Annotated in this window: 16 protein-coding genes; 6 read left to right on the forward strand and 10 right to left on the reverse strand. The window is 54.0% G+C overall.

All coding sequences use genetic code 11. The features are described from left to right. Positions 1-108: 108 nt before the first annotated feature. From lolE to N512_RS0111975, 3 genes are read right to left on the reverse strand one after another with little or no spacing between them, the layout of a single operon-like run. On the reverse strand, positions 109-1368 hold the full coding sequence (lolE, locus tag N512_RS0111965; protein WP_028780483.1) for a lipoprotein-releasing ABC transporter permease subunit LolE: 1260 nt from the start codon (positions 1366-1368) through the stop codon (positions 109-111). Next, positions 1365-2081 (reverse strand): lipoprotein-releasing ABC transporter ATP-binding protein LolD, encoded by a 717-nt coding sequence (gene lolD / locus N512_RS0111970; RefSeq protein WP_051472784.1) that lies wholly within the window; start codon positions 2079-2081, stop codon positions 1365-1367. The genes lolE and lolD overlap by 4 nt, the downstream gene beginning before the upstream one ends. Next, entirely contained in the window at positions 2074-3306 is a 1233-nt protein-coding gene (locus tag N512_RS0111975; protein WP_028780485.1) for a lipoprotein-releasing ABC transporter permease subunit, read from the reverse strand. Before N512_RS0111975 ends, lolD begins: the two co-directional genes overlap by 8 nt. 96 nt (positions 3307-3402) lie before the next feature. On the opposite strand from N512_RS0111975, the gene N512_RS24660 reads away from it, so the two are divergent. Genes N512_RS24660 through N512_RS0111990 form a run of 3 tightly spaced genes read left to right on the forward strand, consistent with a single transcriptional unit; the run spans position 3403 to position 8635 of the window. Further along, on the forward strand, positions 3403-3999 hold the full coding sequence (locus N512_RS24660) for a hypothetical protein (protein ID WP_028780486.1): 597 nt from the start codon (positions 3403-3405) through the stop codon (positions 3997-3999). A 53-nt stretch (positions 4000-4052) separates the two neighbouring features. Continuing rightward, the gene (gene mfd, locus N512_RS0111985) at positions 4053-7517 is read left to right on the forward strand and encodes a transcription-repair coupling factor (RefSeq protein ID WP_028780487.1); all 3465 of its coding nucleotides are present in this window, start codon (positions 4053-4055) and stop codon (positions 7515-7517) included. Continuing rightward, positions 7517-8635, forward strand: a complete 1119-nt coding sequence (locus N512_RS0111990) for a CsiV family protein (RefSeq protein ID WP_037474887.1) — start codon at positions 7517-7519, stop codon at positions 8633-8635. Before mfd ends, N512_RS0111990 begins: the two co-directional genes overlap by 1 nt. On the opposite strand, the gene N512_RS0111995 is transcribed toward N512_RS0111990, so the two are convergent. From N512_RS0111995 to nagZ, 3 genes are all read right to left on the reverse strand, one after another. Continuing rightward, the gene (locus N512_RS0111995; RefSeq protein WP_025011030.1) at positions 8636-8908 is read right to left on the reverse strand and encodes an acylphosphatase; all 273 of its coding nucleotides are present in this window, start codon (positions 8906-8908) and stop codon (positions 8636-8638) included. It abuts the gene before it with no gap. A gap of 306 nt (positions 8909-9214) precedes the next feature. Continuing rightward, on the reverse strand, positions 9215-9775 hold the full coding sequence (ycfP, locus tag N512_RS0112000; protein ID WP_028780489.1) for an alpha/beta hydrolase YcfP: 561 nt from the start codon (positions 9773-9775) through the stop codon (positions 9215-9217). Between the two features lie 83 nt (positions 9776-9858). Then, the gene (gene nagZ / locus N512_RS0112005; protein WP_028780490.1) at positions 9859-10875 is read right to left on the reverse strand and encodes a beta-N-acetylhexosaminidase; all 1017 of its coding nucleotides are present in this window, start codon (positions 10873-10875) and stop codon (positions 9859-9861) included. A 298-nt stretch (positions 10876-11173) separates the two neighbouring features. On the opposite strand from nagZ, the gene N512_RS0112010 reads away from it, so the two are divergent. Further along, positions 11174-12550, forward strand: a complete 1377-nt coding sequence (locus N512_RS0112010) for an L-serine ammonia-lyase (RefSeq protein WP_025011033.1) — start codon at positions 11174-11176, stop codon at positions 12548-12550. A gap of 154 nt (positions 12551-12704) precedes the next feature. Here the strand turns inward: N512_RS0112010 and hutW are convergent, their stop codons facing one another. Together hutW and cysB are read right to left on the reverse strand one after the other, a co-directional pair. Next, the gene (gene hutW, locus N512_RS22925) at positions 12705-14051 is read right to left on the reverse strand and encodes a heme anaerobic degradation radical SAM methyltransferase ChuW/HutW (protein WP_051472785.1); all 1347 of its coding nucleotides are present in this window, start codon (positions 14049-14051) and stop codon (positions 12705-12707) included. 218 nt (positions 14052-14269) lie between these two features. Then, positions 14270-15244: an HTH-type transcriptional regulator CysB gene (gene cysB / locus N512_RS0112020; protein ID WP_025011034.1), complete on the reverse strand. Its 975-nt coding sequence runs from the start codon at positions 15242-15244 to the stop codon at positions 14270-14272. Positions 15245-15472: 228 nt separating this feature from the next. Here cysB and N512_RS0112025 point away from each other — a divergent pair, with 228 nt between their 5' ends. Next, on the forward strand, positions 15473-16252 hold the full coding sequence (locus N512_RS0112025) for a hypothetical protein (RefSeq protein ID WP_025011035.1): 780 nt from the start codon (positions 15473-15475) through the stop codon (positions 16250-16252). Between the two features lie 274 nt (positions 16253-16526). Here N512_RS0112025 and topA read toward each other — a convergent pair whose 3' ends face one another. Then, a complete protein-coding gene (gene topA / locus N512_RS0112030; protein WP_028780491.1) occupies positions 16527-19166 on the reverse strand; it encodes a type I DNA topoisomerase in 2640 nt (879 codons plus the stop codon). A gap of 336 nt (positions 19167-19502) precedes the next feature. Here topA and astB point away from each other — a divergent pair, with 336 nt between their 5' ends. After that, entirely contained in the window at positions 19503-20837 is a 1335-nt protein-coding gene (gene astB / locus N512_RS0112035) for an N-succinylarginine dihydrolase (protein WP_028780492.1), read from the forward strand. Positions 20838-20999: 162 nt separating this feature from the next. Here the strand turns inward: astB and tnpA are convergent. Next, a partial coding sequence (gene tnpA / locus N512_RS24080) for an IS200/IS605 family transposase (RefSeq protein WP_028780493.1) occupies positions 21000-21277 on the reverse strand: 278 nt, incomplete at its 5' end.

The following is a 21277-nucleotide window of genomic DNA, read 5'->3' on the forward strand; positions in this document are numbered from 1 at the left end:
TAGTCTTAGCGCTGACCAAACTTGGCAACCCAAAGCATGTTCAGCCAACCAAAACCAAGAACCCGGCGATGGCCGGGTTCTTGCTATTTAGGATGTGCCTGTCGCTTATCAGCGCCCGGCCAGGGCGGTTGCCGGGGCGATTCGACTGGCCCTGAACGCCGGATACAAGGTAGCCAGCAGACTCATCAGCAGCGCCATAGCCACCACGACCAGTACGTCTGCCAACTCGAGCCTGGATGGCAAGAAATCGATAAAATAGATATCCCCCGAGAGCAACTTATGCCCGGTCAACTGCTCAATCCCCTTGGCGATGGCCGAGAGATTCTTGGCCAGCAGTACCCCCAGTAGAGCTCCTATGGCGCAGCCGAGCACACCATTGAGCGCACCCTGGACAATAAATACCAGCATCACGGCGCCGCGCTTAAGTCCCATGGTCATCAAGATGGCGATTTCCGAAGCCTTGTCACGCACCGCCATTACCAGGGTGGAGACTATGTTGAAACAGGCCACACCTATTACCAATGCCAGCACCAGATACATGACGGTGCGCACCAGCTGAATGTCCTGGTAAAGATGCCCCTGGGTGCGGGTCCAGTCGTTGAGATACAAAGTCTGGCTCTGGGCATAACCCAGCTCGCGAATCAGCCGCGGCGCTTCAAACACACGTTCAACCTTGATTCTCACCCCGGTCACCTCGTCTCCAAGCCCAAGCAGGCGCTGGGCATAGGCCATGGGCACATAAGCCGTGGTGTATTCAAGCTCGCCGCCGAGACGAAAACTGCCGCTTATCAACAACGAATGACTGCGGGCCTGCGCCAGTTGACCACTGCCCTTGCCATGGGGTGATGGCAGATAGAGGGTCAGGCGATCACCCACTTTAAGTCCCAGTTTGTCCAGCATCCCCTGGCCCAGCACGATATGATTGCTGTCGCCCGCAAGGCTCTGCCAGCTTTCCTGTGTCAGATACTGACTCAGGGTCGAAACCCGCGCTTCGGCCTCGGGGTTAATCCCCACCACAGACAAGCCGACAAAACCGCCCGGCTTTTGCACCAACCCCTGCATGCGTACCAGCGGAGCGGCGGCGCTGATGCCGTCGATTTGCTCGGCGTCCGACACTATCTGACGCCAGTCGTGAATAGGTTCACGGACCTGGCTCAACTCCCCCTGGGGCACAACCCCGAGCAGGCGCTGCTCCAGCTCGCGCTCAAAGCCGTTCATCGCCGACAGCACCAGAATAAGCACGGCAACCCCGAGGGCGATACCTGCGGTGGAGGCAAAAGAGATAAAACTGATAAAGCTGCTGCTCTGGCGGGCACGGTAAAAGCGCCAGCCGATGACCATGGGCAGCAAGGCGGGATGCGCCGTCATTGACCCGCCTCCGGCGCCGACAAACGACCATCGACCATCTGCAGCTGCCTATCCATCCTGGCCGCCAGTTGATGATCATGGGTTACCACCACAAAAGCCGTGCCCAGTTGCGAGGCCAGCTCGCGGATAAGCTCATAGACAGCCTCGCCGCTGTGGGCATCCAGGTTACCCGTAGGTTCATCGGCAAGTACCACTTTGGGGCTGTTGATCAAGGCCCTGGCAATGGCCACCCGCTGGCGCTCACCACCGGAAAGCTCCGCCGGGGTGTGATCCAATCTATGTCCCAGCCCCACTCTTTCGAGCAAGGCCCTGGCCTGTGCTCGCACTTCCGCCTTGGGTCGACCGGCAATCAGCCCCGGCATGGCCACGTTTTCCAGGGCATTGAATTCGGGTAACAGATGATGGAACTGGTAGATAAAGCCCATCGCCTGATTGCGCAGCTGTGCCTGGCGGGAAGCCGAGGCCTTGTATAAATCCTCGCCTTCGAGCAACACCTGACCGGCAGAAGGCCTATCCAAGGTGCCAAGAATATGCAGTAAGGTACTCTTGCCCGAGCCCGAACTGCCGACAATCGCCAACTGCTCCCCCGGATACACCTTGAGGTCGACCTGCTCCAGCACCTTGGTGCTGAGCTTACCTTCCTGATAACTCTTGCTGACGGCTTTGGCTTCAAGGAGCGCGGCTTGTTGCATGGTATTGATTCTCTTATTCATATCTAAGTGCAGTCGCAGGTTCTACCCGGGCGGCCCGAATAGCCGGGTACAAGGTGGCGGCCAGGGTCATCAGCAGAGTGCCGATGGCGATAAGCACCAGTTGCTGCGGTTCCAGCTGCACGGGTAACCTCTGTCCGGCGCCCAATACGGCGATCCCCAAGGTCGACAGCAGCGGATTGATGTTGAGGGTGGCCACTATGCCAACACCCAAGCCCAGCGCCAGGCCTATCAGGGCATTGAGGGAGCCCTGGGAGATAAAAATCGTCATGATATCCAGCCTGCCCAGCCCCTGGGTCTTGAGCACGGCGACATCGGCAGTTTTATCCACCACCATCATCACCAGCGCAGAGACGATATTGAAGGCTGCCACCGCAACAATCAGGCTTAACATCAAAGACATCATGTTCTTTTCCATCTTCACCGCGGCGAAGAGATGGCCATAACTGTCACGCCAGTCGCTGACGCTCACCTCAACGCCCTTAGCTTCGAACAAATGTTCAACCTTGGGCGTCAGCGCCGGGGCGCTGAAGGGGTCGCTCAGAAACAGCCTGAGATCCTGAATTTGCTTTGGCGACTGACGCATCAAGCGGCGGGCATCTTCATAGTGCAGAAAAGCCACCCCGGCATCGACCTGAGAACCCATCTCAAAAATACCCGCCACTTCAAAAATTCGCTGGCTGGGAACAGGCCCAAGCGGCGAGTACACCACACCATCACCGCTGAGCAGACGCAGCTTGTCACCGGTGGCAACATTGAGCCGCCGTGCCAGCTCTGAGCCCAACAACACCCTGTAGCTGCCGCTGCTGAGCGAATCGAAGGCATCCAGATAGGCGTGTTTGGCTACAACCGAGAGATTTTTCTCGGCCTCGGGGTAGATGCCATAGAGCTGCACCGCACTGATATTATCGGCCGACTGGGCCATCGCCTGGGTGGTCGCCGAGGGCGCCAGCCCAAGCACGCCGGGCAATTGTTGCAAATCGACTTTAAAGCTTTGCCAGTCGTCAAAAGAGTGGTCTGTATGTACCGTCAGTTGTGGGATAGCCCCCAGGATTCGGGTCTTGAGCTGGCCTTCCAGGCCGTTCATCACAGAGCTGACAATAATCAATGCTGCCACCCCGAGAAAAATCCCGCTGACGGCGAAGAAGGTAATAAAGGAAGCAAAAGCGTTGGCCTTGCGGGCACGCCAGTAACGATAACCTATGTAAAATGAGAGTCCCGGATTCATGAGAGGGATAGCATGTCCTGTGCGCTGCGCTTGCTAAATCAATGAAGTGGGCACGATAATAGGTGGATTGACCGGGTAAATACAAGAGGCGGGACCTTGTTTCCTGAATCCAATCCATACTTCAGCGTGCCCCACGCCTTCGATGTCTATCTCAGCCTCTGGCCCAAGGACACTCCCTTGCCGACCGAGAGCCAACTGCTGGCGATGCAATCCACCGGCTTGAAACTGATGAGCGAGGTCAAGGCGCTGGAAGCCGGCTGTTTGTTGCAGCTGAGGCAACTCGGCGATGAGGGCCGGGCGATAGTCGACTACCTCAAACTCCAGTCCCGTAAGATAGATCTGGTGTTACAGCACGTATTGGAGCAGGAGAGCCGCGAAGGCCAACACTGCCCCGGGGTGCAATTTGGCGGCAGCGGCGTGCGGGTGCAGTTACCCCAGGCACTGGACGCCGGTACATTTTGCAAGCTGACCCTGTTTATTCGCGATGAAATCCTGTCCTTGCAGTGCATCGCCTCGGTGCGGGAATGCCGCGCCGACCCAGGCCATGAAGGCCAGTTTCTGGCTGATCTCGACTATCGGGTGATCCAGGATGCCGATATCGAACTCTTGGTCAAGGCCAGTCTCAGCGTGCAACAAAAGCAGCTCAAGCGGCGTAAGGCCAGTCAGGATCCCAACTGGCACGAGCCATCCTAAATCTCTACAATGGTGCGCAATCCATTCAGAATGAATCTGTTATCACATCTTCAATGAATAAGTTTTCTGTACTGGCGCCTGAGGGTGCCCCAAAGGCCGGCGAGATACGCCATCTCGGCCTCGGCGAAGGCGTGGAGCGCGCGCTGACCTTGGCCAACCTCGCCCGCCAACATCAAGGTGTCAGCCTGTTGGTAACAGCGGATACGCCAACCGCCCTTACACTGGAAGCCGAACTCAAATACCTTTTGGGTGATGCCCTGCCCGTGTGGTTGTTTCCCGACCGGGAGACCCTGCCCTACGACAGCTTTTCGCCGCATCAGGATCTAATCTCCCAGCGGCTGGAAACCCTGTCAAGGTTGCCGAGTGCCAAGCGCGCCCTGGTAATAGTGCCCATCAACACCCTGATGGTGCGACTGCCGCCCAAGTCTTTCCTGTCGGCCAATGTGATGTTGCTGAATAAGGGCGACAACTACAGCCTGCAACAGATGCGCGAGCACTTGGTCAGCGCCGGTTATCATCTGGTCGGTCAGGTTTATGAACATGGCGAATTTGCCATTCGCGGCTCGATTCTGGATATCTTTCCCATGGGCTCAGCCGAGCCGTTGCGAATTGAACTGTTCGATGATGAAGTGGAATCGATTCGCCATTTCGATCCTGAAACCCAGCTATCCAAGGAACCCCTGTCGCAGGTACGAATGCTGCCGGCCAAGGAGTTCCCCACTGATGAACGGGCCATAGAAGGCTTCCGCCAGCGTTATCGGCGCTATTTTGAAGTATTGGTTAAAGAGCCCGAGTCCATCTATCAGCAGGTGAGCCGCCATTTGATGCCCGCCGGTATCGAAAACTACCTGCCCTTGTTCTTTGACGAAACCGCGACCCTATTCGACTATTTTGCCGGCGATGTGCAACTGCTGACGCTGGGCGACCTGCAGCAGGCCGCCGACACCCATCTGACGCAGGTGCGCAATCGCTATGAAGACAGGCGGGTCGATCCGCTGCGGCCCCTGCTGGCCCCGGCAGACCTATATCTGTTGACCGAGCAGCTGTTTGCAGCCTTCAAGCGCTGGCCAAGACTGCAACTGAGCCTGGTGGATGCCCAAAAACAGCAGCAATTGGCTGCAGTAAGCGCGCTGCCGGATATCTCGGTCAACCATAAGCTGAAGCAGCCCTTGCAGGCATTGGCCGACTATATCACCTCGGCAGGCAGAGTCCTGCTGAGCGCCGAATCCGAAGGCCGCCGCGAGGCGCTGATGGAGCTGCTGGCCAAGATAGAGTTGCGCCCGGTACTGTTCCCGCATCTCAAGGCGTTTATCGACTCGGATGCACAGCTGGGGTTAATCGTCTCACCCCTTGCCAAGGGCTGCGTACTCCATGAGCCCAAGCTGAGCATTATTTGCGAGACCGAACTCTTCGGTCAGCGGATCTCCCAGCAGAGACGGCGGGAAAAACAGCGGCAGATCAGCAGCGATGCCCTGATTAAAAACCTCGCCGAGCTCAAGGTCGGCCAACCCATAGTGCACCTGGAACACGGGGTCGCCCTCTATCAGGGGCTGGAAACCCTGGATACCGGCGGCGTGGTGGCCGAATACCTCAAGCTGGAATATGCCGGTGGCGACAAACTCTATGTGCCTGTGTCATCGCTGCACCTCATCAGCCGCTACGCCGTGGCGCCGGATGAATCCCCCAACCTCAACAAGTTGGGCAACGAGAGCTGGGCCAAGGCCAAGAAGAAGGCGATAGAGCGCATTCGCGATGTGGCCGCCGAGCTGCTGGATGTTTACGCTCGCCGTCAGGCCCGCCCCGGCGAGGCCTGTGAACTGGATGAGGCCGAATACGCCCTGTTCGCCCAGGGTTTCCCGTTCGAAGAGACAGTGGATCAGGAAACCTCCATCGCCGCCGTTCTCGCCGATATGCAGTCACCGGTGGCTATGGACCGTCTGATCTGTGGTGACGTGGGCTTTGGCAAGACGGAAGTGGCCATGCGCGCCGCCTTTGTTGCCGTCAACGCCGGCAAACAGGTGGTGGTGTTGGTGCCCACGACGCTGCTGGCTCAGCAGCACTATGAAAACTTCAAGGACAGGTTCGCCGACTGGCCGGTGCAGATTGAAGTCATGTCCCGTTTTCGCACCGCCAAAGAGCAGCAACAGGTGATTGCCGACCTGGCAAACGGCAAGGTGGATATTGTTATCGGCACCCATAAGCTGCTCAACAGCGAGGTGAAATTTGACTCCCTCGGCCTGCTTATCATAGATGAGGAGCACAGATTCGGGGTACGGCAGAAAGAGAAGATCAAGGCGCTCAGGGCCAATGTGGATATTCTCACCCTGACGGCGACCCCTATTCCCCGCACCCTGAATATGGCCATGTCCGGCATGCGGGATCTGTCGATTATCGCCACCCCGCCGGCCAAACGCCTGGCGGTGAAAACTTTCGTGCGCGAATACGACAAGGCCAGTGTCCGTGAGGCCATAGAGCGGGAGATCCTCCGTGGCGGCCAGGTCTATTACCTACACAACAATGTGGAGAGCATAGAGAAACGCGCCGAGGAGTTGCGCGAGCTGTTGCCCGATGCCAGAGTGGTAGTAGCCCACGGCCAGATGCGTGAGCGCGAGCTGGAGCGGGTAATGTCCGATTTTTACCACAGACGCTACAACGTGTTGGTGTGTACCACCATTATTGAAACCGGTATCGATGTGCCGAGCGCCAACACCATCATCATAGAGAGGGCCGACACCTTCGGGTTGGCGCAGCTGCATCAGCTCAGGGGTCGGGTTGGCCGCTCCCATCACCAGGCTTATGCCTATCTGATGACCCCGCATCCGAAACGCATGACCTCAGATGCCCGCAAGCGTCTGGAAGCGATTGACGCTCTGGAAGATCTTGGCGCCGGCTTTATGCTGGCGACTCAGGATCTGGAGATCCGCGGCGCCGGTGAATTGCTGGGGGATGAACAGAGCGGCCATATCTCCAAGATAGGTTTCAGCCTCTATATGGAGATGCTGGAGTCGGCGGTCAAGGCGCTGAAACAGGGCAAGGAGCCATCCCTGGCGCAGATGCTCAACGAGCAGTGCGAAATCGAGCTGAGGATCCCGGCGCTGTTGCCGGAAGACTATGTGGGCGATGTCAATATTCGTCTGTCGCTCTACAAACGGATAGCCAACTGCACTACGGAAGCGGCGCTGGATGAGCTCAAGGTAGAACTGATTGACCGTTTCGGTTTGTTGCCTGAAGCCACCCGTAACCTGATGCAACTGACACTGTACAAGCATCAGGCCACCGCGCTCGGGCTGAAGAAACTGGATTTTCACGCCCACGGCGGCAGTGTCGAGTTCGGTGACGATCATATTATCGATCCCGGCTTTATCATTGGCCTGTTGCAATCCCAGCCACAAATCTATCGAATGGATGGACCGAATAAGTTAAAGTTCACCCTTGCGGCCGAAAGCAGTAAAGAACGCCTGGAGATAGTGGGTCTACTGCTGCAACAACTGGCACAACACACTGTGGGAGAAAAATAGTGTATCGAAATATGCTGGCAACCCTGGCTCTGGGGCTGACACTTTCGCCTGTATTGCAGGCGGCACAATACCCTTGGTACGAAGTCGAGGTATACCTGTTTGAACGCCCCGGGCCAAGCACGGAAAAGTGGCCGGATACGCCGCTGGAGCTCAAGCTGAACAAGACCATAGACTTGATCACTCCCCAGGTCGCCACCGAAATCAGCTCAAGCAGCATGGCTGTGGGAGACTGTGATCCGCAATGGCAATCTCAATCCGCAGACAGCGCAGCAGATAAGGCTCTCAATAAAGATACCTTTGACTCACAGCGCGGCCGTCCCCTTCAGGCAGGCCAAGTGATATCTCTGGCCCAGACCGATAACACGACTCAAGCGGATGCCGCCGGTTTGCCTTGCCAACAGCGGCAAGCGGAAATCCGTATGCCCAAGCAGTTGCCTGTGAATATCAGTCCCAGAGACAGCAGCACAGCCGGCCAACCCGGCGCCTTGCTGCTCAGTGAGAACCAGGCCCAATTTGGCGGTGTTATCAATGCCCTCAAGCGGCAGAGCGGTTTGAAAGGGCTTTTGCACCTCACCTGGCAGCAACAGATGAAACCTCGCCATAGAGCAGAGGCGATGCATCTCTTTGGTGGCCGTAACTTTGGCTCGCAGTTCAGGCAGTCAGGTTTACCCCAGAGCCAGTTGGACACGACTTCAAGCTCCTCTTTGAATGGCTTGTCGGAAGACAAACTGCCTGGGCAGGCAATAGGCAATGGCCTAAGTGAACCAAATCAAATGGGCAGTGAGGAATACGCAGCGCTTGGGAGCTTGATGGTCCCCAAAACACCCAAGGCGGTGTGGGAGTTCGATGGGCTTTTGAATATCTATCTCAGCCATTATCTCTATGTGGAAACCCGCTTTAACTTGAGGGAGGCCGGCTATAAATCTCTGGCCACCCAGGAAGGCGAACCTGAGCTGCAAACCCCCTTTCTTTACAGCATTCCCATGGAACAGAATCGCCGTATTCGCAGCGGGGAAATACACTACTTCGATCATCCCAGAATGGGGATGATCCTACAGGTAAGGCGTATGGCCCAGCCGGGCAGCCAAACTCAAGCCGATGGTGGCGAAGAGCCCTGATCAATCACTGATAGAGAAGTCGAGGTAGATCTCATCTGCCTCGTCTTCCTCTACATACACCCCATCGACCCGTGCCTGAGGTGGCCCTTGCTCGCACCAGGCAATCAAGTGGTCGACCGCCGGGAAGGCGCCCTGCGCCAACACCTCGACCGAACCATCTTCTTTGTTGCGCACATAGCCTGTCACCCCAAGTGACTGAGCCTTTTGCTGGGTAAAGCGTCTGAAACAGACTCCCTGCACCTTGCCTTTCACAGTCAGCAGCACCCGCTTCATGGGCGTCTCCTTGTAGACTTGTCTTGGTGGCCTTGTGTTGCCATGCTTATAAATCAAGCAGTTGATTAACAAAAAAGCAAAAAAAACAGCTAACAAAAGAGTGTTAGCTGCATCGGGCGACATACGCAAAAGGTCTGGCACTGTATGAATAACCGAATGTAACATTCTGTATCAAACTCGCCATGGTTGGTAACTTTACACAGTCAATGGCCCGATGCAACCAGCGAAACAAACTGAAAAACAACCCGGAGGCACTCTCGTGACTTGGATCACAAAAAGCACTCAATTTACCGTATGAGTGGATATTTATCCTACCCGTTCAACCCCCTCTGTTTGCTTGAAGGCTTTTATCTGAGTCAAATGGCTCGCCAGCGAAGCAAACTTATGACTCTGTTGTTTGTCCCAAATCACTTCATAATAGCGGCTGAGCAAGGCATGACTGCGGGTGCTATCCAAGACCTCATCCTCGGTCGACAGCAGGCACAGGGCACGGTTACGGTTCTTACTGCGAAAATCGGTCACGCATTTGCTGGCAATATCGGCATACTCTTCCGGCCTGTCTATCTTGCCGGGCATATTTTCCTCCGGCCACAGATTGGGGTTGACCAATACCGCCTTGAGCCCGGACAGAAAAGCGATTCGCTCGGCCCAATAGGCACCCAGCCCCACACCTATGATCAATGGATGGGGGTCATCGGTGAGTTTAAGCTGTTTACTGACCTCATTCAGCAGATGCTGCATGTCGTGTCTGGGATGCTGGGTGCTGTAGCTGATGAGACGCACATCATCATCAATGAACTGTAACTGCCTGACTTTTTCATGATTACCCGGGCTGGTGGCATCAAATCCGTGAAAATACAAAATCATTTTGTTTCCTCAAGTCTCATTTCCAGTCATGGTTATACAGGTTTCAAACTAACCAAGTTAGTTTGCACCTATATTGTGCCAAATCAATTTTTTGTGGATGAAATTCTGGCCGCCAGCTCGCGGGCCCGGTCCCAGCGTACTTCATCCTGTAATGCACGCATTACCTTTACGGGGTCGGCCCTTAATGTTGCAGCCGGGAAAGGATTGCTCTCTGGCCAAGGGAAGTCCCCCAGAAGACTTCTGGCACCCTCAGGGTCATTGCATACCAATACCATGTTACAGCCGGCATCCAGTGCCGCTCTGGCCCTGGCCTGATAGTCTCCGGCTACCGCCGCCCCTTTCATGCCGAGATCGTCCGAAAAAATCACCCCGTTAAAGGCCAATTTGCCGCGCAGCTCCTGTTTGAGCCAAAAAGATGAAAAACCGGCTGGGTTAGGGTCTACTTCGGGATAAATGACATGAGCCGGCATAATGCCTTGGAGCATCTCTCTGGCGATCAGCTGTGAAAAAGGCTGCATGTCACACTCGGCAATCTCTTGGTAACTGCGCGGGTCGACCGGTTGGGCAATATGGGAATCGGCCTCGACGCTGCCGTGGCCGGGAAAATGTTTGCCCACCGCGGCCATACCGGCCTCAGTCATGCCTTCAATAAAGGCCGCTGCCAGAGCCGTGACCTGCTCGGGCTTTGAGGCGAAACTGCGAGTGCCTATCACCTGACTGATACCATTGAGATCGAGCACAGGGGCAAAGCTTAAATCTATGTCACAAGCCAAGAGCTCAACGGCCATCAGGAAGCCCAGCTCTTTGGCCCAGGTTGTCGCCAGCTCCAGCGAGCCTGCGGCGGCCGGCAATATATCGCCCATGGCTGGGATTTCGGTAAACCCCTTTCGAAAACGCTGTACCCTGCCCCCTTCATGGTCGACGGCGATCAGCAGTTCGGGACGCACACTGCGAACCGCACGGATCAGGGCTATCAGTTGCTCTCTGTCTTGGTAATTACGGCTGAAAAGGATTAGGCCGCCAACGGCCGGGTGCTGCAGGACAGAGGCCTCCTCTGGCGTCAACTCGACAGAGGCAAGATCCAGCATTAAGTGACTCATAAACATCTCCAACAGGGTACCGCGCATGAAAGCGACTGAAAAAGGTACGAAATGGTGTTAGCCCCGATACAGGTATGGCTGCCAGGATAGCGCGACTAGGGTCAATCCCATTGTTAGCAAGGCTAATCCGACCATAGCTTGATAAAAATAACTAATGATATTCCAGGCCAAAAGTATGGGATACTTGCCCTATGGGCAGAGTAACTCTGGGTCAAGGTTACTCCGAAACCCGCGTATGCGCGAGCAATGCGCCTCCCAATGACTAAAATAACAACGAAACAGCAACAGGGTTAACCAAATGATTAGCGTATTCGATATGTTCAAGATAGGTATAGGGCCCTCCAGTTCCCATACCGTGGGTCCGATGAAAGCGGGCAAAATCTTTATCGAACAACTGGCTGCAGATGACTTACTTGGACAGGTCGACGAACTGCAGGCCGAGCTTTTTGGCTCTCTTGGACAAACGGGCAAGGGCCACGGTACCGGCAAGGCGGTGATCCTGGGATTGATGGGGGAAGATCCGGAAACCGTCGATACCGACAGCATAGAGACGATTCTGGCAGAGGTGGCCGACAGCCAGACACTGACACTCAGCGATGGCCGTAAGGTTAAGTTTACCCGCGAAGATGGCATCACCTACCACAGACGCAAGACACTGCCGGCACACGCCAACGCCATGACACTCTACGCCCTCAAGGCCGGAGAGTGTTTGTATCAACGCACTTACTATTCGGTCGGCGGCGGTTTTATTCTCGATGAGGATGAAATTCAGCAGCGTAACGCCTCTCCGGCGACTCCCATTGCCCAGGCTCCTTACGATTTCAATACCGCCAGCGAACTCTTGGAGCTGTGCTGCGACAATGGCCTGAGCATCTCTTCGCTGATGATGGCCAATGAGCTCAGCATAGCCCCAGAGAGTGAAGTCAAAGCCAAACTGTGGCATATCTGGCAAACCATGAAGGCCTGCGTGGAGAAAGGCTATCAGAAAGAAGGTATTTTGCCCGGCGGTCTCAAGCTGCGCCGCCGCGCCCCGGCGCTGTATCGCCGTCTCAAGGCTGAGGGCCGCAACAACATAGATCCCCTCAATGCCATGGATTGGGTGGACTTGTTTGCCCTGTCGGTGAATGAGCAAAATGCTGCCGGCGATCGGGTGGTAACGGCCCCGACCAATGGCGCCGCCGGTATCATCCCCGCCGTGCTCTGCTACTACGACACCTTTGTTCAGGAAGTGGATGAAGATGTCTGTAGCCGCTTTCTGTTGACGGCCGCGGCCATAGGTATTCTGTACAAGAAAAACGCCTCCATTTCCGGAGCCGAGGTTGGCTGCCAGGGCGAAGTCGGCGTGGCTTGTTCCATGGCAGCAGCCGCTCTGACCGAGATCATGGGTGGTACGGTCGAGCATGTCGAAAACGCGGCGGAAATCGGGATGGAACACAATCTGGGGTTAACCTGCGATCCTGTCGGCGGCCTGGTACAGGTTCCCTGTATCGAACGTAATGCCATGGGCGCCGTCAAGGCGATCAACGCTTCACGCATGGCGCTGCGCGGCGACGGTAATCATAAGGTTTCCCTGGATAAGGTGATCAAGACCATGATGGATACCGGCAAAGATATGCGCAGCAAGTACAAGGAAACCGCCAAAGGCGGCTTGGCGGTTAATATCGTCGAATGTTGATTGGTGCCGCCCTGCGCTGACTCAGGGGATAGCAAGAGTAGATTCGTTCACCAAAGCTCATATGAGGCGTTGCTCAGGCAACGCCTCAATACTGCCCCCCTGTTTACAAGATTTCCGATGCCTGTAACCCTCTTTTTCTGATAGCTTGCAGACCTTAAGCACAATTTTCCCGCTCTTGTGGAACAGATGGATATTCCGCCGGCGGGTTGCGCTCAAGGTATTCAAACAAGCCCGACTGCATACTGACATTCCAAAAACGCCCCGCCATAGACAACTCCAAGGCCGTTTGACTGAGCTCTGCCAAACCATGACTTTGCCAACGTAAAAACAGCGGCATCAAGTGACTGACCAGACTGTCAGGCAGGAGAGAAAATGCCAGGGAGCCTGAGTCCAGAGCGCCTTTAATAGTGCCGGCAAATCCTTTGGGCACAGGCGCTGTAATATGGGCCGGTGGCCGGCTCCCTAGCTTCAGCGCCTGCTGCCAGGCCGAAAGCTCACGGCCATACATGATGCCATACCCGAGAATGTTACCGCCGGCACCGGCGCCAAAGGGAATGATCTCGGCGCCGGCTTTGGCCATATGGTTATAGCGGCTGCGTTCTCTGGCATCTCTGCGCCAATGGTTACAGGACAAAGCTTGCCAGGCGCCAGCCTCAAGAGTCTTGGTACCATAAGCGTACATCCGCGCGCGAGTAGCACTGTCAGCACGCGGTGCTTCAACCTCACTCTGCTGCTGGCGCTGAATACGGCTGCCACTCAAGGTTATCAGCTGATACAGATCCACTCCGTGAATGCCGCTTTCAATTACGTCGGCAATATCCTGCTGCCACACCCGCTCATCTTGCCAGGGCAAGCCAAAAATAAGATCGGCAATAACAGGTGCATCATTTCGGCGGCTGAGTTGCTGTAGACGCTCTATGACCTTTTCCCTCGAGTCCAGACGCCCCGCGGCAAGGCGCACCTGGGTATCAAAGCTCTGCACCCCGAATGAAAAGCGATTAACCCCACCATTGAGTGCCGCCTGCCATTTATCGTCGCCAAAACCGTTGAGACGCCCCTCCAGGGTGATTTCCACATCATCACTCAAGGGGAAATCAGTCAGTGAACGCAGCAGAAGTGCAATTTGGCTGGCCGTCATGTCGCTCGGCGTGCCGCCACCTATGTAGACGGCCTGGAAAGGCCTGCTTTGCACCAGTGGATTTTGGCCGGCGCGGCGCAGCTCAGCGCTCAAGGCTTCAACATAATCGGCTATTCTTTGCGGCTTGGCGCCATTTTCAAAAAAGTTACAGAAACTACAGCGTTTTCGGCAAAAAGGGATGTGCAGATAAAGAGCACGCTGGCTGCTGGTCGAGGTTTGCTGCCAAAGCTCGTGCCATTGGCCGGCATCAAGCTGAGCTTCAACTCTGACTCCGCCATGGGAATGGGGCGCACGTTTTGGGCTAAAAGCAAACTGCAAGGGGGATGGGCTGGCGATCCCCGTCATGGAAGGAGTGAAAATCATCGGAAAGTCCGTTGAACGACAGACTTAAATGATAATAAATATCATTACCATCATTTTGATTCAGATCAACAGACTGTGAAGCGGCTCCTGAAATTTACCCAAGAGCTTAGTGAGAACGTCAAATAATCCCCAAGGTGCAATGACCGCAGTTACTTCTCCAACCTTGTAACTGCATAAAAAACCGCCCAACTTGTGGACGGTTCTGTTAAGCAGTGGTCTCAGCGCAGCGGCAGTTCGACATCGGCGAACATCTGCTCTATCAACTGCGCATCACGCAATGCAACAGCCTTTTCCACCACATCCCTTGTCAGGTGCGGCGCAAATCGTTCAATAAAGTCATACATATAACTACGCAGGAAGCTGCCCTTTCTAAAGCCTATCTTAGTGGTACTGTGGGCAAACAGATGACTGGCGTCTATAGCCACCAGATCCTTGTCGATAACAGGATCAATCGCCATGGAAGCTATCACACCAACCCCGAGACCCAATCTGACATAAGTCTTGAGCACATCGGCACTGGTGGCGCTGAAGACGACTCTGGGCTCAAGCCCGGCACCATGGAAACCACGCTCAATTTCCGAGGCCTTGTCAAAACCGAACACATAAGTGACCAAGGGGAAGCGCGCCAGCTCTTCAATGCTGATCTGACTGCGGCTGGCCAGAGGGTGATCTCTGGATACCACCACAGAACGATTCCAGTGGTAACAAGGCAACATAATCAGGTCGGAATAGAGATGCATCGCCTCGGTGGCAATGGCAAAATCGGCGTCCCCGCGAGCAGCCGCTTCGCTTATCTGCGATGGCGTGCCCTGATGCATATGCAGATTTACCTTGGGATAACGTTCAATAAACTGGCGGATAATCTGCGGCAAAGCATAGCGGGCCTGAGTATCTGTGGTAGCGATATTCAGCTCCCCCTGATCCGGCTTGGTGTACTCTTCGGCCACTTTCTTGATACTTTCGACTTTACCGAGAATATCATTGGCAATTTTGATGACCTGTTCGCCGGCCGGTGTCACATGGGTCAAGTGTTTACCGCTGCGACCGAAGATCTGGATCCCCAGTTCATCTTCCAGCATGCGTACCTGCTTACTGATCCCTGGCTGAGAGGTATAAAGGTTTTCGGCGGTAGCGGAAACATTGAGGTTGTGATTGACCACTTCTGCAATATATCTGAGCTGTTGCAGTTTCATCTTTAGATCCTTGAATTTCTGCTCCATTCAGGAGCAGAATTTGAATGTTGTAATGCCGGACATCTATAATCAATGGTTATAGTATAAAGCAATAACTAAATCAAACAGGAATATAGCCACGAATGCGAACTATCTTCAGGACAGATACCTCATGCTGGACTAAGATAACTAGGCTAGTTTATTGATTTATTGTAGCATTAACAGAATTATAAAATTTACGGAAAGGCTATGGCATTTACTCTTGTACTGGTGCTGATTGGCGCGCTTCTTCTGCTGGTGATCGGCATCAATGTTATTCAGCAACAAAAAGAGCGAGCCGAGGCCGAACGTCGTACCGAGCTGGCTCGCCAACGGGCTATTTTGGACGAAACCGAAGAAGTCCTCTCCAATACCGGCATGTTCCCTTGCTCTTCACAAATGGTTCTGGTGCTCTACAAGCGTATTCAGGATGCGGCAAGAATCGCCGTGACCCTGAGCAAAGCCAATCAGAAAGGGGATTATGAGCGGCGGCTGACTGATCTTGAGGCGCTGATCAACAATCTGCAAAGCAGCGGCCCTCAAACACCGGCCATCGAAAACTTTCGCCTGCCTGACAACGATCGTCAGGTATTGGTGCTGGTACAGACCTTGAAAAAGCTCAAGGCGATTTTGCGCGCCGAGCATAACAAGGGCAAAGTCGATCCCACAGTATTTGCCGCTGAAGAAGGACGCATTGACAGCCTGCAACTCAGGATCAATGTGGAGAGCATGCTGTCACGCGCCCGCGCCGCCAGTTACATGAAACAATACGGCTCATCGAGGCAGATGGTCACCAAGGCACTCAGTACCCTGCATACCATCAAGGCACAAACTCCGAATGATCCCTTTATTGCCCGAAAAGTGGATGAAGCCAAGCAACTGCTCGATGAAATCATGGGCGCGCAAAAGATGGCTCAGCCCAGCGCCCCCAAACAGAAAAATGATGAAGATGATATCGATGTGTTGTTCCAGCCTAAGAAGAAGTGGTAAGCCGTCAACTTGAGCTTAAGCTACTACCGGTAAACTCCAACAAAAAGCACCTCTTGGGTGCTTTTTGTTGCTGCTGTCGGTTTTGCCTAGCCAAGTGAACTCTACCAGCCAAGTAGCTCATCCCCAAAGATCTCTCAGCCAATTCTATCTCGACTAATCTATTCCGAATAATCCAGGCTGCCGATACTGCCATTTAGGGTCACAAGCTTACACTTTCACAAACAATAACGCCCTGCAATTGCAGGGCGTTATTGGCTCAAGTATTCAGTTGAGCTTAGCTCTTGGCTTTCTTTTTCTTGCTGTTTTCAGCAAACCACTTGCCATCGCGATAGTGGGCGACCCAGCCGGTTGCCTTACCATCAACTTCGCTGGCCACGTACTGCTCTTTAGTCTTGCGGCTGAACTTCACCAGAGTCGGATGACCTTCATCATCTTTCACCGGCGCATCGGCCAGGAACTGATATTTGGGCCACAGCAACTCACGGTATTCCACCAGCTCGGAGACCAACGGCGCGCGGGTTTCGCGGGATCTCGGGAAGGTACTGGCGGCCAGAAAGATACCCGAGGCACCATCACGCAAAACAAAATGAGCGTCAGACTTGCTGCACTTGAGTTCGGGCAATGGAATAGGATCTTCCTTGGGTGGCGCCACTTCGCCATTCTTGAGCAGTTTACGGGTGTTCTTGCACTCGTTGTTGGTGCAACCAAAATACTTGCCGAAACGGCCGTTCTTCAGCTCCATATCACTGCCGCAGCGGTCACATTCAATGACCGGGCCTTCGTAACCCTTGAGTTTGAACTGTCCCTTCTCGACTTCATAACCCGGGCAGGCAGGATTGTTACCGCAAACATGCAACTTGCGGGTTTCATCCAACAGGTAGCTGTCCATGGCGGTGCCACAGATGCCACAGCGATGCTTGGCCCTGAGCGCCTCGGTTTCGGCATCTTCGCTCTCGCTGATCGCTTCTTCACCCGGAGTCAGGTTCAGCGTGGTCTTGCAGCGCTCTTTCGGGGGCAATTCGTAGCCGGAACATCCCAAGAACACGCCTGTAGTGCCTGTACGGATCCCCATGGGGCGCCCACAAGTAGGACAGGCTATGTCTGTCAGCACCATCTGGTTGGGGCGCATACCACCCTCTTCCGGTGGCAGCTCGGCATGTTGCAACTGCTTGGTGAAGTCTTTGTAGAAGCCATCAAGCACCTGTTTCCAGTCGAGTTGCCCCTGAGCAACGTTATCCAGGGTCTGCTCCATTCCGGCGGTAAAGTCATAGTTCATCAGGTTGGCAAAGTTTTCCACCAGACGTTCACTGACAATTTCCCCCATCTTCTCGGCGTAGAAACGGCGGTTTTCCACCTTCACATAGCCCCGATCCTGGATGGTGGAAATAATAGTGGCATAAGTGGAAGGGCGACCTATGCCGCGCTTTTCCAATTCTTTAACCAGAGAGGCTTCGCTGTAACGCGCAGGTGGCTTGGTAAAGTGCTGTTTGGGATCCAGTTGTTTCAGATCCAGTTTATCGCCCTCCGCCAGATATGGCAGAGTGACTTCTTCTTCATTCTTGCGTTTGACCGCAGATTGTACCCGGGTCCAACCATCGAATTTCAGGGTGCGACCACTGGCCTTCAGCTCAAATTCACCGGCCTTGACCGTGAGTCGGGTGGCATCATATTGAGCCGGAGTCATCTGACAGGCAACAAACTGGCGCCAGATAAGCTCATAGAGCCGCTGAGCGTCACGCTCCATGTCTGTCAGTGACGCAGCGTGTACAGAGACATCTGAAGGTCGAATCGCTTCGTGAGCCTCTTGCGCGCCCTCTTTGCTGCCATAACGAATAGGCGCATCCGGCAGGTACTTGTCGCCGAACTCTTTGGCAATCATGGCTCTGACGTTATCCAGCGCTTCCTGGCTCAGATTGGTAGAGTCGGTACGCATATAAGTGATATGACCCGCCTCATAGAGACGCTGGGCCATCATCATGGTCTTCTTCACCCCAAAACCGAGACGGGTACTGGCGGCCTGCTGCAGTGTCGAGGTAATAAAGGGAGCGCTGGGCTTGCTTTGAGTGGCCTTGTCTTCGCGGCCGATCACTTCATAACTGGCCGATTGCAGTGCTGCCACAGCAGCCAGCGCCTGGGCTTGATTGACCGGCTCAAATGCCTTGCCGTTTTGCTTGACCACTTGCATGGTCAGAGCATCATCGGTAGCGGTCGCCAACTGGGCGTGCAGATCCCAGAACTCTTCAGGCACGAAGGCTTTAATTTCGGCTTCCCGCTCAACCACCAAACGCACTGCTACCGACTGAACCCGTCCGGCAGAGAGGCCTCTGGCAACCTTTTTCCACAGCAGCGGCGAAACCATAAAGCCCACTACCCGATCGAGGAAACGTCGAGCCTGCTGAGCGTTGACCATATTGTTGTCGAGATCGCTGGGTTTGCTGAAGGCATCCTGGATGGCACTCTTGGTGATCTCGTTGAACACCACCCGCTTATAACGGGAATTGTCGCCGCCTATCACCTGCTGCAGATGCCAGGCAATCGCTTCCCCTTCTCTATCCAAATCCGTCGCGAGATAGATTTCATCGGCGGAATCGGCCAGCGCTTGCAGTTCTTTTACCACCTTCTCCTTACCAGGCAGAATTTGGTAGTTGGCTTTCCAGCCGTGCTCAGGATCAACCCCCATACGGGCAACCAGAGCCTTTTTCTCTTTCACCTTCTTGTACTTGGCCTTTTCTTCAGGCGACATCTTACGCACTTCGGCTGCGCTTTTTGCCTTGCCGTTGGCGTCGGCGGAGGAGGAAGTCGGCAAGTCACGTATGTGACCCACACTCGACTTAACGATGAATTCTTTACCAAGATATTTGTTGATAGTCTTGGCTTTGGCCGGCGATTCGACAATAACTAGCGATTTACCCATAGTGTGATTTGCGCCAAACGATCTCAGAACGGTGAAAATTGGCACCATATATAGAGGGTTGTCCTCGGACTTTCAAGTTAATCCCTCTTTTATGTGTACCGGCGACTCAATTTTTAAGCAGGGTTAAAAATTTGTACAAAATAATATTGCGTAATTAAAAACTAATATTTCATTATTTCACTGCAAGCAAGTAATAGTTATGCATTTGTGATGAAAAAGCACTTTTGCCACCCTGTGGGGCGACTTGTTAAGCCTAGGAGCTCAAGTATACTGGGGCCAGTCCAGGGCCTGGATTGGGCCCCTATAACAACCTCAAATACCCCAAAAGGACAAGCAATGAAGCATTTTGAAGCGAATTTTGACGGATTGGTGGGACCCACCCACAACTATGCTGGCCTGTCGTTCGGCAATGTCGCCTCCCTGAACAATGCTGCCCAGGCAGCCAACCCCAAGGCTGCGGCCAAGCAGGGATTACAAAAAGCCAAGGCACTGGCCGACATGGGGATGATCCAGGGCATGCTGGCACCGCAAGAACGCCCCGATCTGCATACGCTGCGAAGGATAGGTTTTAGCGGTACCGATAAAGAAGTACTGCTGAAGGCCGCCGAGCAGGCACCGGCGGTTCTGAGAGCCTGTTGCAGCGCCTCCAGCATGTGGACCGCCAATGCAGCAACCGTATCCCCGAGCGCCGATACCCATGATGGCCGAGTGCACTTTACCCCGGCCAACCTGGTGGATAAATTGCATCGCTCTATCGAGCCGCAAACCACAGGCAACATTCTCAAGGCCATTTTCAGCGACAGTCGCTATTTTGTACACCACCAGCACCTGCCGGAACACAGCAGTTTTGGTGATGAAGGCGCTGCCAATCATACCCGCCTGTGTCAGGAATATGGTCATGCCGGAGTCGAAGTCTTTGTTTACGGCCAGGAAGCTACCAACCCTCAGTCCATAAAACCGAAGAAGTTTCCCGCCAGACAAACGCTGGAAGCCTCACAGGCTATCGCCCGTTTACATCGTCTTGATGAAGACAACACTGTCTTTATTCAACAAAATCCTGAGGTGATAGATCAAGGCGTATTCCACAATGATGTGATTGCTGTCGGTAACCGCAATGTGCTTTTTCATCACGAGCAAGCCTTTGTCGATACCAAGGCCAAGCTGGCAGAGATCCGGGCCAAGCTGGAAGGTGATATCCATTTCATTGAAGTACCGACCGCCAAAGTCAGTATTCAGGATGCGGTCAAATCTTACCTGTTCAACACTCAACTTTTGAGTAGGAGTGATGGCAAGATGGTCATCATAGCGCCAACCGATTGTGCCGAGAACCCTGCGGTAAAAGCCTACCTCGATGAACTGCTGACTCTGGGTACACCGATTCAAAAAGTTGAATACTTTGATGTTAAACAAAGCATGCAAAACGGTGGTGGCCCGGCTTGCCTTCGCCTGAGGGTCGCCATGAATGATGCCGAGTTGGCAGCCATCAATCAGCATGTACTGCTCGACGATAGCCTGTTTACTCGCCTCAACGCCTGGGTGGACAAACACTACCGCGACCGCTTGTTACCCGCAGACTTGGCCGACCCACAATTGATAGTCGAGTCTCGCACCGCGCTGGATGAACTGACCCAGATAATGAAGCTCGGTAGTGTCTATCAGTTTCAGAGATAGGCAACTTCTTAATGAAAAGACCACTCAAATGAGTGGTCTTTTTGTAGATAGCGCGTATTTCAAGTCGTTATAGACCAATCGACATGTATAAACACTCTTGGTAAAAAATCCACCTGCATAGCAGGTGGCTTTGAACAGCCCCCTAGAAGGGGGCTAAAAGAATCACCCATCCAAACCAAGCTTGATCTGACCGTTTGATTCCTCTGCCTCTACTTTCTGTTGATACCTTACATATCGACGAATGATCTCTTCGTTTGCTCCCACTGAATCTACTAAGTAGCCTCTTTGCCAAAAGTGGTTACCCCATAATTTATGCTTTCGTAAGTAAGGGAATTTGTTAAACAGTCTTATCGCCGTTCTTCCCTTTAAAAAACCTACGTACTCCGAAACACTCAAGCTTGGCGGAAGTCTCACCAGTAAGTGAACATGGTCTATCTGGA

Source organism: Shewanella sp. 38A_GOM-205m, assembly GCF_000518445.1.
GTDB classification, from domain to species: domain Bacteria; phylum Pseudomonadota; class Gammaproteobacteria; order Enterobacterales; family Shewanellaceae; genus Shewanella; species Shewanella algae.